The sequence below is a fragment of the Desulfovibrio sp. genome, assembly GCF_035644575.1.
Classification (GTDB): domain Bacteria; phylum Desulfobacterota; class Desulfovibrionia; order Desulfovibrionales; family Desulfovibrionaceae; genus Desulfovibrio.
In genome coordinates this window covers 1-12,433 of record NZ_DASQOG010000094.1, presented here as the reverse complement: position 1 = coordinate 12,433, position 12,433 = coordinate 1, and the positions used below count along the sequence as shown (strand labels likewise).

Here is a 12,433-nt window from a genome sequence, read left to right as displayed (position 1 = left end):
GGGCGCAGACCATCTGGCCGAAAAAATCAAGGAAGTAGCCCGCGAAAACCGGATTCCCATTCGCGAAAACGTGCCTCTGGCACGGGCTTTGTATAAGTCCACAGAGGTGGGCGACATGATTCCCGAAGAGCTTTACAAAGCTGTGGCTTCCGTGCTGGCCAGCATCTGGAAGATCAAGCCCAAAGTGGTAAAACACTAAAAAGACATGGACTTTTTCCATCTTGCCCATACGTTCCAGGGTAAGCCCGCTTTCGGGAACCAACGCAGAGAGGTGTCATAAAAATGGCTGCCGCAGTAATCCCCCAGCTTGATTACGCTCGATTTTCAAAAAACGGCGAAATATTTCTTGCAGCCGGCGTGGTCATCATCCTGTTTGTCATGTTGGTGCCTCTGCCCACGTTTTTTCTCGATTTCATGCTCTGCGTCAGTATTTCCATTTCACTGCTGGTGCTTGTAACCACCATGTTCATGACCTCGCCGCTGGAATTTACCATCTTTCCTTCGTTGCTGCTGGTCACGACCCTTCTGCGGCTGGCGCTCAACGTGGCGTCCACCCGCCTTATTCTGCTCAACGGCAATATGGGCGCAAACGCCGCGGGCGAAGTCATCCGCGCGTTCGGCCAGTTTGTTGTAGGCGGCAGCTACGTTGTGGGCGCCGTTATTTTTATGATCCTGTTCATTCTGAACAAGACCGTTATCACCGCTGGTACCACGCGTATCGCAGAAGTGGCTGCCCGCTTCACCTTGGACGCCATGCCCGGCAAGCAGATGGCCATTGAAGCCGACCTCAACGCTGGCTTGCTGGATGAAGAACAGGCCAATGCCCGCCGCGCGGGCCTGCGCAAGGAAGCAGATTTTTACGGCGCCATGGACGGTGCCTGCAAATTTGTTTCGGGCGACGTGAACGCAGGCATGTTCATCACCCTGGTGAACCTTGTGGGCGGTATCATCATTGGTATGGTCCAGAAGGATATGGACTGGAACACAGCCCTTACCACCTATTCTCTGCTGACCATCGGTGACGGTCTGGTTTCCACCATACCTTCCATCATTGTTTCCACCGGCACTGGTCTGCTGGTTTCGCGCGCCGCCTCCGAAGCCAAGATGGGCGAAGAATTTCTGGCCCAGCTTACCTTCAACAGCCGTGCGCTCAAGATGGTCTCGGCCGTGCTGCTGCTGTTTGCGCTGGTTCCCGGCCTGCCGACCATCCCCTTCCTCTGCATATCCATCCTTATCTTTGTGGTAAGCCGCCTCACGGAAAACAAGGATCAGGAGGCCGCCGACAAGGCCAAGGCAGACAAGAAAAAGAAAAGCGGTTCCGGCACCGCCGACACGCCGGAAGAGGTACAGGCACTGTTGCCCCTTGATACACTTGAACTTGAAGTGGGCTACGGCCTCATCCCCCTGGTTGATGAAGAACAGAGCGGCAACCTGCTGGCCCGCATCCGCTCCATACGCCGACAGTTTGCGCTGGACATGGGCGTGGTCATCCCTTCGCTGCACCTGCGCGATAACCTTCAGCTCAAGCCCGGCCAGTACGCCCTGCTTATCAAGGGCAATCAGGTGGCTTCGGCAGAAATTCTGGTCGATCACTTTCTGGCCATGGATCCCGGCAACGTGACCACCAAGATCAGCGGCATTGAAACGCGCGAGCCTGCCTTTAACCTGCCTGCCCTGTGGATCCCCGACAGCCAGCGCGAGGAAGCCATGCTCGCGGGCTACACGGTGGTTGACCCGGCAACGGTCATCGCCACGCATCTGACGGAAGTGTTCAAGCGTCAACTGGCAGACTTTCTTGACCGCCAGGGCGTGCAGGGGCTGCTGGACACGGTCGCCAAGCATTCGCCCAAGGCAGTGGAAGACCTGGTGCCCAACGTGCTGCCCCTTGGCGTGGTGCAGAAAGTGCTGCAACTGCTGGTGCGCGAAAGCGTCAGCATACGCGACATGCTCACCATTGTGGAAACTCTGGGCGACTTTGGCTCAAGCGTCAAAAATCCCGACACGCTGGCGGAATATGTGCGCGAAAAACTCTCCCGCGCCATTGTACGGCCCTATCTGGACAGCCAGGGAACGCTTTCCGTGCTGACCCTTGCGCCCAATGCCGAGCGGCTGGTGCAGGAAGGCATTCGCCATGCCGACAACGGCGTGACCTTCCTCTCCATGAATCCGGCTGTGGCCCAGCGGCTGGTGAACAACATCAGCACGGCCGCCGACAATGCGGTGAATACCGACGCCCAGCCGGTCCTGCTGGTGACGCCGATCATCCGCCCGCATCTGGCCCAGATTGTCACGCGCTTTCTGCCCACGGTGCCGGTCATCTCGCAGGCGGAGATTCCGCCCGACATCCGGCTGCAATCGGTGGGCGTGGTAAGCGCCGAATAATCCGGTCTGCCCCAACGTTACGCGGCGCTCCGACCCTTGTGTCAGAGCGCCGCTTTATTTTTTATATTACGCTCCAGCTATCAGGATTCGTTGCCTTTTACTTTTCCACCAGCTAGTATTGTCTATGGCGACAGCTGTGTTCCCGTGATTGAAACCGCATGGGCCAATACTGCCCCCAAAGTTGGCCCCGAATTTGCAGATACTGGTCTATCGTCAAACAAACGGCACTGATGCGCCGCTGGGCGAGATTGAACCGTTAGGCAAAGGAATGGGCCATGCAGGTAAAGACGTTCACAGGGGCCACATCACAGGAAATTCTGGCCAGAATCAAGGCCGAGATGGGGCCTGACGCCGTTATCCTGGGCAACCGCACCTATCGCAAGAACGGTGCCGTCTGCCATGAAATAACTGCCGGGATAGAGCGCCCCAAGACCGAAGCAGCGCAAGCCGCAGGCGCGCCTGCTGGCTGGGGCGAATGGCACAAGGAATGGATGCATCTCAAGGATCAGATTTTTGCCTTGATGAAGCCTGCCATTCAGCTTGAACGCCTCACGCCCCGCCAGCGTGTTGCTCTGGAATATTTGCAGCGCGAAGGTGTTTCCGACTCTGTGGCGGTTGACCTCTACCAGCGTTTGCTGGCGGAACCCGGAGCTTCTGTGCTTGAATGCCTTTGCGGCATGGTTCCGGTTAAGGCCTGGGGAGCGGAACAGTGGCGGCAGCGCATCCACCTGATGGCCGGGCCTTTCGGTTTTGGCAAAACCACAACAGCCCTGCGCTTTGCACTGCACCTGCGCAAGCACGAGCCAGAAGCGCGCGTTGCCTTTATCAACGCCGACTGCCTGCGCGGCAACGGCAGGCTGATTTTGCGCCACTGGGCGGAACTTTCCAATTTTACGTATATGGAAGCGCCCGACAAGGCGGCCATGGAACTTGCCCTGGCCGCCACCCGCGAGGCCCGCGCCGTATTCATTGATGTTCCCGGCCTTGACCGTAACGGCAATCTTGCCCACTGGCGGGCCGACATGGGCCTGGACACTGTGGAAGCCGCTACGCACCTTACGCTTTCGCCATTTTTTGACGCGCTGCAAACACAGGCGTTTTTGCAAAGATACAAATTTGAAGGGCCTGGCTCCCTTGTATGGACCAAGCTGGACGAAGCCGTAAGCTTCGGCAATATTGTGAATGTGGCCTGCGCTGCCGGATTGCCGGTTTCAGCACTGTCGTTCGGCGCGGAACTCAAGGAAAGCCTCGCCCCGGCCACCGAGCCGCTGGTCTGGCGTCTTATTTTCAAAAGGCAACTTCCCGGCCAGGCCGCCTAGCGCGGCATGAGCCATAACATGTGGAGCAGACAGATGAGCGGCACTTTCCCTCTGGTTTTTTCCGTCACCTCAGGCAAGGGCGGCGTAGGCAAGACCAATATCTCGGTCAATCTCGCCATTTGCCTCGCGCAGCTGGGCAAGCAGGTGGTGCTTATTGACGCCGACCTCGGCCTGGCCAACGTAGACGTGGTGCTTGGTCTGACCCCGCAGAAGAATATTTTTCATCTGTTCCACGAAGGGGCCACCATTTCGGACATACTCTTTCCCACGCCTTACGGCTTTTCCATCTTGCCGGCTTCTTCCGGCATGAGCGAAATGCTCACCCTTTCCACGGGGCAGAAGCTTGAACTGCTCGAAGCCGTAGACGAAATGGAAGACGGGCTTGATTACCTCATCGTGGATACAGGTGCAGGCATCAGCGACAACGTGCTCTATTTCAACATGGCAGCGCAAGAACGCCTGGTGGTGCTTACACCGGAACCGACCTCGCTCACTGACGCCTATGCCCTTATCAAGGTGCTGAAAAACAATCACGGCGTTGAACGCTTCAAGGTGTGCGTCAACATGGCCCCGGACCTCAAGACGGCCAAGGACATGTTTGTGCGTCTGCATCAGGCCTGCGACCATTTTCTCAGTGGCGTTTCCCTGGAACTCGTGGGCGTTATCCCGCGTGATACAGGCGTGCGCAAGGCCGTGGTGCAGCAGTTGCCCTATTGCATAAGCGAACCGCAAAGCCCGGCGGCAAAGGCCACCATGTCGCTGGCCAAGAACATCAGCGCATGGGAAGCCCCCGAGAACCTCGACGGCAACATCAAGTTTTTCTGGAAAAAACTGCTGTTCCGCTAGAACTGCGGGTTGGATTCCGGTCTGAAAGACATTTGGCGACAGAAACAACGCTCCATAACCTCAACGTGTCAAAAACGCAGCGCAACCAGCCTTGGCGGGCAGGTGGAGCGAGGCATAACAGGCATCCAGATGCCACGGGGTAGAAGAGGCAAATCCGAAGGAAACCAACATGAAGACCGGCACAGCGCAAGCGCAAGCTCCCTGCCCCTGGGAAGCGCTCGAAACCGGGGCAACCCCTTGGGAGAGCTTTTCACCGGCAGAGCAGGAATCTGTGGTGCGTCACTACGCGCCCAAGATACGCTTTCTCGCTTTGCGGCTCAAAGCCAAGCTGCCGCGCAGCATAGAACTTGGGGAGCTGATCAGCTCCGGCACCCTGGGCCTCATGGAAGCCTTGGGCAAGTTCAGGCCGCAGCTCGGGATACGCTTTGAAACGTATGCCGAAAGCCGCATCAAGGGAGCCATGCTTGACGAATTGCGCCGCCTTGACTGGTTTCCCCGGTCATTGCGCCAGCGTGTACGCGTGCTTGATGAAGCCATGCGCAGGGTTGAGCACGAGCAAGGCCGACAGGCCACCGAGGACGAGCTGCAAAAGATCACCGGCCTCGACATGCGCGATGTGCGGCAGGGGCTTGAAGCCCTGCAAAACCAGCTCTGGATTTCACTTGACGCCATTCAGGACACGCTCTCGGGCGAAGGCCCTGAAGGTGGAGAACCCTTCCGCAGCACTGCCCTGCAAGAGCTTGTGGAGCGCGTGGCGCCCCTGATCGACCGCTTGACGCCAAGAGAAAAGTTGGTACTCTCGCTGTATTATACTGATGAGTTGAATATGCGTGAAACTGCCGAAGTCATGGGCATCACCGAAGGCAGGGTTTCACAATTACATTCACAGGCCCTGAGCCGCCTTCGCAAGGAGTTTCATAATCTCTACGGCGAAGGCACTGAAATATAAGCTTACAACAGACAGTGGCGCACGGCTGCAACGTCTGTTGCAAACCGATATTGACGGCGCTTCAAGGAGTTCTTCTCATGCCTTACAATCCGAATATGCGAGTTCTTGTGGTTGACGATTTTTCCACCATGCGCCGTATTGTGCGCAACATTCTGCGCCAGCTTGGTTTTCAGAACGTGGTGGAAGCCGATGACGGCACCTCGGCATGGGAAGTTCTGAACCGCGAAAAGATCGACTTTATCGTTTCTGACTGGAACATGCCCCAGATGACAGGCATTGATCTGCTCCGCAAGGTTCGTTCAAGCGAGCAGTTTGCCAACATCCCCTTTCTGATGGTTACTGCTGAAGCCCAGCAGGAAAACATCATTGAAGCGGTGCAGGCCAAAGTTTCCAACTACATCGTCAAGCCTTTCACTGCGGACACGATGAAGCAGAAAATCGACAAGATTTTTCCCTAGGGCATTCCACGTTAAACTACTTGCAGGTTGCGATACGCATTCGTCCTGCAAGAATGCGCGGCGCGGATATCTACAAATATCCACGCAGGGCAGCCAGCCTTTTCGCAGGCAACCTGCCCTTGGCCACAGCGCCAAAATTTCCCTGGCTTTAACGGCCCGCTCCTGGCCGGGGTCAGCGCTGCAAGCGCTCACCTGGTTGGGGCGGGTTTTTTGTTCTTAGTGGTTGCGGTAGTGTAGTGCTGGTCACGGCATGAACAGATGAACAGGCCGTGATTGTCAGGAGAGGCGCGTGGCTGAAAAGCAGGATTTGAAAGACGCCCCCGTCAAGGATGAACTTCAGGTTGCGGTCAGCCAGGATACAAGCCTGCGCAAGGTCGAACTTGATCTTGACGATGCCCCGTTCCTTGTGGAGCAGGCGCCTCCTCCCCCGGCCAAAACCGAGGAAGCCCCACTTCAGGTAGCTGAAGAAGGGGCCGAACCACCCAAGAAGAAAAAAAAGCTGCTGATCATTGCCGCCGCTGCTGGCCTGCTCGTGCTGCTGGTGGCAGGCGCTGCAATCTGGTGGTTTGTACTGCGCACTCCCCCGCCGCCGCCACCGGAGCCAATCAAGCCAGAGGTGATCGTGGTGCCTTCTGCAAAAACGCCCACGGCCCAACCTGACAGCGTCAAGGAACTGGCGCCCTTTGTTATTCCCCGGCAAACACCCACTGGCGCGCGCTTTTTGATCTGCAAATTTTCAACAGTCAGTCAAAGCCCCAGAGTGGGCATGGAGATTGACCACAAGCTCATTCCTCTGCGCGATGCCCTGTATTATTACCTGAGCAGCAAGTCGGACGAGTTTTTGCTGAATCCGGCCAATACGGCTACTATTAAGAAAGACCTCGGCGGGGTGCTGAACGATTACCTGACGCAGGGGCGCATTGATGACATTTTGTTTGAGAGTTATCTGAACGAATAGCCACAGCAGCATCTGCCGGGCACTGAAGCCCGCAGACGCCAGCGCCCGAGCGCTGCGCAAGACCTGTTTGCTGCTGCACACGCGACCCTCTGAATGGTCGTACAGGCCCCCGGATCCGGCAACAGGAGGCCTCCATGAGCGTTGACGCCACCATGGCCGTGCTGTATGCCCAGACCAGCCTGGCCACATCCGTAAGCAATGCCGCTGCTGTCGCCCCGCAGGCATCGGCTGCCATGTCGCGCGTTATTGCCGCCGCCATGGCAAAGCAGGAGCAGCAACAGGTAGCGCGCACAGAACCCGGAAGCCAGACGGCGCTGACGCCGGATGCCGATCACCAGGGCGCACCCCATTTTGGCAGCCGCAGAAGGCGGCGGCCCCCCCCTGAACCGGAAACCCCATCGGGTGAAACTTCATCCCCGCTTGTGGGCAACCTTTTGAACATAAAAGTATGAACGACACCCTGCTTTACGCACTTATCATGCTCTTTTCCCTCTTCGAGCTTGCCATACTTGGCGGTGTGCTTGTTTTCTACCTGCGCTTGCGACGGTCAGAAGCCCTGCTCAACGCCTTGCAGGGCAATCAGGACAGCCTGCTGGCGCGCATAGAAATGAACGCCCGGCTGGAAAAGGAAATCGTGGCTACGTTTGCCCAACGACAGGCAGAGCTGCGGAATCTGGATGAAAAACTCGAAGCGCGCACGCATGAACTGCGTCGACTGTTGGAACAGGCCGAAGGCATCAGCCGCTCTCCCCAATTTTTGCGGGAACTGATTTTGAATGGACACCGCAAAGGCCTGAGCAGTCGGCAGATCGCCAAAAACGCGGGCCTCAGCGTGGATGAAGTGGATCTTATCCTTGCGCAGAACGTCCAGTAGCGCTCATCCTGCCCTGTAGCTGCTGGGCAGCTATTCCTGATGCAAACCCACAGTCCCAGACAAGCAATCGCTCACTCCGACGACATGGCTAGAAGTCAAGCTTGAACTGCATGCCCAGCCCCAGGGCGGATTCCGGCTGCTTGTTGGCATTGGTTCGCTCGCGCTGCTCATCCTTGAGGATCAGCTCAGGCCCGACCCTGATGCTCAAGTCATCGCCAGCGTCCACATCCGCATAGGCCCGCACAACATGACGGCTCTGCATGGGGACGTTTTCGTCAGCCTCTATTTCATGCTGCCCCTTCTTCCGCCACGCGGAGTCTTCCTGCCCCACGCTCACTGCCATGCCGCTTTTGTGTTCTTCTTTTGCTGGCGGTCCCTTGAGGGCGGAATTGATGCTGGCCGTTGTATTTACTGATTTTTCCTTGGGCGCGTCATCCCCCACGGCCCGCTTTTGCAGATCGTTGGAGCTTGTGCCCTCCCTCCATGCATCGCGGCTCTGCGCCTCGCCGCCGAACGCCCACGCCGGCGCGTGAATACCCTTGGAGTTCTTTTCCTTCTGTTTGCCCTCGCGCCGATTTGCCTTGGCAGAGACCCCCTTTTTTTCGCCAGAGCGCTGGGCACTGGATTTCTGGGGGGCGCTCGAAGACGTGCTTTTGTCGGTCTGTTCTGCCGGAGCTGAATTTTCCTTGGCACATGCCAGACCCGGCGCAGAGCAACACAAGCCCAGCGCAACGCAAAGAGAAAGGAAAATCAGGGGTAACTTTTTATCCATGTTTTTCCCTTTACGACAGGCTTGCCCCTTCTGTAAAGCCCCGCGAGCGAGCGAGACTGGTTTCAATACCCATACAGGCGACTATGCGCGCAAACGCACAGTGGGGGAAGCGCCGTCAGACGCTTCCCCCACTGTTTATCAGTCAGCGGCAGCATGCCGCTTCGGTTCGTGTATTATTCGGATTTAGCCGCAGGCGCGCTTGCCCGTCCACCAGCCTGCTCCTGCAACAGCTTTTCTGTGTTCACCACAGGGAAGCTGGGGCTTGTGCCGGGGTCTTGCCAGCCGCCACCAAGGGCCATGCACACGCTGACCACGCTATCAAGCCTGTCGCGCAGCGCTGTCGCCAACCGCAGTTCGGCTGCAAAAAGCTGACGCTCGGCGTCCAACACCGTCAGGTAGTCCGTATAGCCATTGTCGTATTGCAGGCCAGCAATCTGCGCGGCCCGCCGCAGACTTTCAACCTGCACCTGCATGCTGCGCACGATGTGGTCGGCCTCACGTTGCGAGGTAAGCGACGTGCGGATGTCTTCAAAGGCAGACTGCACGGTTTTACGATACACGGCGATGGCTGCCTTTTTCTGGGCTTCGGCGTCCTTGAGGTTATACCAGTTGCGGCCAAAATCCAGCAAGGGCACGGTGCCGCTTGCGCCATAGCTCCATGTACCAGCGGGGCCGGTAAAGAGGTTGCCCACAGAAGCGCTCAGGGAACCCAGCATGCCCGTAAGGGAAATGGAGGGGAAGAACTGTGCGCGGGCAACGCCGATATTGGCATTGTAGGCCATAATGCTGAATTCTGCCGCGCGCACGTCAGGCCGACGCTCCAGAAGATCAGAGGGCAGGCCAGCGGGCAGCACAGGCGGCGCGGGCAACATATGGATGCCCTGGCCGCGCTTCATTGCCCGGTCCATTATGTCGCGGGGTGAACGGCCAAGCAGCACTGCCAGACCGGCCTCTGCCTTGTCCACATCCACGGTGCTGGTGTGCACCTGGGCGCGGGCTGTTTCCACCTCTGCACGGGCGCGCTGCCAATCGAGTTCGGTAATATCGCCCTGCTTGTAGCGGGCGGTATAAATCTGGAACGATTGCTCACGCGATTTCAGGGTACGGCGGGCCGTATCAAGCTGCATGTCCTGCGCCAGCAGGGCAAAGTAGCCCTGGGCCGTCTGCCCGGCCACCGAGAGGCGGAGAGCTTCGTAGCCAATAACCGTGTTCATCAGGATATCGCTGAGCATGGTGTACTGGTTACGGATCTTGCCCCAGAAATCCAGTTCCCAGGAGGCGCTCAACGCACCCTGGTAAGCTGTGGTAGAACGCGACATCTTGCTTTGGTCAAAAGGCACCGTGTTGGCGGCTTTTTCTGATGCGCCCTGAGCTGCGGCGGAACCCGTACCGTTGATGACGGGCATCAACGCGGCAGTGCCCACGCCCACCTTCGCTGCGGCAGATTCGATCTTGGCCATGGATTCGGCCAGATCCTGATTGTTCTTCAGCGCTTCTTCAACCAGTTCTGACAGCACAGGGTCGTTAAACCTGTTCCACCAGTCGGTATGCAGGGGCGCTGAACCCATATCCACTGCCCGCCACTGCTTGGGCATTTCCTGCTCCGGCCTGTCATAGTGCGGAGCAAGAGAGCATGCCGAAAGCAGCATGGCCAGCATCAGCACCAATGCAGGTGTTTTGAGCATTATGCCCGGGGCCTTGCCGGAAGCGCTCATATGTCGTCCTCCTGGTCTTCCGCAAGGTGGTCCCTGCCCGCATTGGGATCGGTTTTGCCCTGCAGTTTCAGTGAGAGTTGCATGATGGCCTTGAAGAAGAACGGCACAAACAGCGTGGCTATGCACGTTGCCGCCAGCATGCCGCCGATGACCGCAGTGCCGATGGCGTGGCGGCTGTTTGCGCCCGCGCCCGTGCTGATGGCCAACGGCACGCAGCCGAGGATAAAGGCAAGCGAGGTCATCACGATGGGCCTAAAACGCAGCTTGGATGCGTGGATGGCCGCCGCATCAAGGCTCCGCCCGGCGCGCCAGGCCTCTACAGCGAATTCCACGATAAGAATGGCGTTTTTGGCCGCCAGACCAACCAGGGTCACAAGTGCCACCTGGAAGTAGATGTCGTTGGAAAGCCCGCGACCCCAGGTCGCCACCAATGCTCCGAACACGCCAAAAGGCACGGCCGTGAGCACTGAAAGCGGCAACGACCAGGATTCATACTGTGCTGCAAGAATCAGGAAAACCATGACCAGTGCCAGCACAAAGATGACAGTGGTGTCGGCGCTTGCCAGCTTTTCCTGAAGGGCGGTACCAACCCAGCCCAGCTGATAATCGGAGGACAAAACCACAGAAGCGGCTTTTTCCATTTCGTTGAGAGCCTGACCCGAAGAATACCCAGGCGAGGGCGCACCCATGATGTGGGCCGCCGGGAACACGTTGTAGCGTTCCACAACCTGCGGAGCTGTGCGGCGTTCAAGGGTCATTACCGCAGTCAGGGGCACCATCTCGCCATTTTTATTGGGCACGTATATGTCGTTGAGGCTTTCAGGCAGCACACGAGTATCCGCCTCAGCCTGCAAGCGTACCTGGAAGGTGCGGCCCATGAGGTTGAAGTCGTTGACGTATGAACTGCCGAAGGTGGCGCTCATGGCCGAATACACATCGGCGATGCTGATGCCCATATCCTTGCAGCGTTCGCGGTCAAGGTTGGCGTAGAGCTGGGGCGAACCAGTAGTGAAGAGGTTGCGCACCATGCCCACAGCCGGGTACTTGGGCGTGCCGTCGGCATTTTTGGAGGTCACTTCAAGCACCAGCTTGTTGGCAGCTTCTTCCATGTCCTTGAGGCTGCCGCTGCCGCGCATCTGCACATAGCCTTCAAAACCACCGGTATTACTCATGCCACTGATGGGCGGCGGCGTAAAGCCCAAGATAAAGGCCTCGGGCTGCATCACGGTTACAGCGCCCACGGTGTTCACGATGACGCTGGCGGCCTCCTTGGGATCCTTGCGTTCTCCCCAGGGCTTGAGCAGGGCAAAGAAAGTGCCGTAGTTACTCTTGGCAGCCATGGAGGTGATGTCCAGACCGGAGAGCGTGCCCACGCTCAAGACCGCAGGGTTCTTGAGCATGAAGTCGGTAAGCACCTTGTTGACCGCGCGGGTGCGGGGCTGGGCCGCGCCATCGTCCAAAATGGCCAGACCAAGCAGATAGCCCTGGTCTTCATCCGGCACAAGGCCGCCGGGCACTACGCGGAACAGCCCCACGATGCACAGAACCATGACTACGCAGAGCGCCAGCGCACGCCAGGCGGAGGCTTTGACAAAACGCACGGCGTTTACATAGCGGCGGGTAATGCGACCAAACACATAGTTGAACCACACAAAGCCCTTGGCAGGCGTGTGGTCATGGGCATGCGGCTTGAGCAGCAGGGCGCAGAGCGCCGGAGTGAGCGTCAGCGCCACAATGCCCGAAAGCACCACCGATACCGAGATCGTAATGGCAAACTGCTTGTACATCTGCCCCGCAAGGCCGCCCATGAACGAAACAGGGATAAACACGGCGCACAGCACAAGCACAATGGCGATAACCGGGGCCGTAACTTCGTTCATGGCCTTTGCTGTCGCCTCCCTGGGCGGCAGATGCTCCGAACTCATGATACGTTCAACGTTTTCAAGCACAACGATGGCGTCGTCCACCACGATACCGATGGCAAGCACCAGAGCGAACAGCGTAAGCGTGTTGATGGTATAGCCAAAGGCGTACAGACCCGCGAACGTGCCGATAATGGATACAGGTACGGCAATGCAGGGAATGAGCGTGGCGCGCCAGTTTTGCAGAAAGACGTAAACAACGATGAACACCAGGATCATGGCTTCGACCAGGGTGCTC

12 protein-coding genes are annotated in these 12,433 nt (G+C 57.9%); 9 read left to right on the top strand and 3 right to left on the bottom strand.

Annotated elements, in window-relative coordinates; all coding sequences use genetic code 11:
- From VEZ52_RS05125 to VEZ52_RS05085, 9 genes are all read left to right on the top strand, one after another.
- Positions 1-199 (top strand): EscU/YscU/HrcU family type III secretion system export apparatus switch protein (locus VEZ52_RS05125; RefSeq protein ID WP_324835832.1); only part of this gene is annotated, 199 nt, incomplete at its 5' end.
- 83 nt (positions 200-282) lie between these two features.
- On the top strand, positions 283-2,382 hold the full coding sequence (flhA, locus tag VEZ52_RS05120) for a flagellar biosynthesis protein FlhA (protein ID WP_324835831.1): 2,100 nt from the start codon (positions 283-285) through the stop codon (positions 2,380-2,382).
- A gap of 275 nt (positions 2,383-2,657) precedes the next feature.
- The gene (locus tag VEZ52_RS05115; protein ID WP_324835830.1) at positions 2,658-3,701 is read left to right on the top strand and encodes a flagellar biosynthesis protein FlhF; all 1,044 of its coding nucleotides are present in this window, start codon (positions 2,658-2,660) and stop codon (positions 3,699-3,701) included.
- 33 nt (positions 3,702-3,734) lie between these two features.
- Positions 3,735-4,547: a MinD/ParA family protein gene (locus VEZ52_RS05110; protein WP_022657631.1), complete on the top strand. Its 813-nt coding sequence runs from the start codon at positions 3,735-3,737 to the stop codon at positions 4,545-4,547.
- Positions 4,548-4,716: 169 nt separating this feature from the next.
- Positions 4,717-5,496, top strand: a complete 780-nt coding sequence (locus tag VEZ52_RS05105) for a FliA/WhiG family RNA polymerase sigma factor (RefSeq protein ID WP_324835829.1) — start codon at positions 4,717-4,719, stop codon at positions 5,494-5,496.
- Between the two features lie 77 nt (positions 5,497-5,573).
- Positions 5,574-5,954: a chemotaxis response regulator CheY gene (locus VEZ52_RS05100; RefSeq protein WP_192112196.1), complete on the top strand. Its 381-nt coding sequence runs from the start codon at positions 5,574-5,576 to the stop codon at positions 5,952-5,954.
- A gap of 289 nt (positions 5,955-6,243) precedes the next feature.
- Positions 6,244-6,912 carry a flagellar basal body-associated FliL family protein gene (locus VEZ52_RS05095; protein ID WP_324835828.1) on the top strand — a complete coding sequence of 223 codons (669 nt, stop codon included), beginning with the start codon at positions 6,244-6,246 and terminating at the stop codon, positions 6,910-6,912.
- A 134-nt stretch (positions 6,913-7,046) separates the two neighbouring features.
- On the top strand, positions 7,047-7,364 hold the full coding sequence (locus tag VEZ52_RS05090; RefSeq protein WP_324835827.1) for a hypothetical protein: 318 nt from the start codon (positions 7,047-7,049) through the stop codon (positions 7,362-7,364).
- Positions 7,361-7,786, top strand: coding sequence for a hypothetical protein (locus VEZ52_RS05085; RefSeq protein ID WP_324835826.1), 426 nt, complete (start codon positions 7,361-7,363; stop codon positions 7,784-7,786). The genes VEZ52_RS05090 and VEZ52_RS05085 overlap by 4 nt, the downstream gene beginning before the upstream one ends.
- Before the next feature lie 88 nt (positions 7,787-7,874).
- Here the strand turns inward: VEZ52_RS05085 and VEZ52_RS05080 are convergent, their stop codons facing one another.
- The 3 genes from VEZ52_RS05080 to VEZ52_RS05070 form a co-directional block, all read right to left on the bottom strand.
- Entirely contained in the window at positions 7,875-8,558 is a 684-nt protein-coding gene (locus VEZ52_RS05080; protein WP_324835825.1) for a hypothetical protein, read from the bottom strand.
- A gap of 173 nt (positions 8,559-8,731) precedes the next feature.
- Complete coding sequence (locus VEZ52_RS05075) at positions 8,732-10,273, bottom strand: efflux transporter outer membrane subunit (RefSeq protein WP_324835824.1); 1,542 nt, start codon at positions 10,271-10,273, stop codon at positions 8,732-8,734.
- A partial coding sequence (locus tag VEZ52_RS05070) for an efflux RND transporter permease subunit (RefSeq protein WP_324835823.1) occupies positions 10,270-12,433 on the bottom strand: 2,164 nt, incomplete at its 5' end. The genes VEZ52_RS05070 and VEZ52_RS05075, both read right to left, overlap by 4 nt.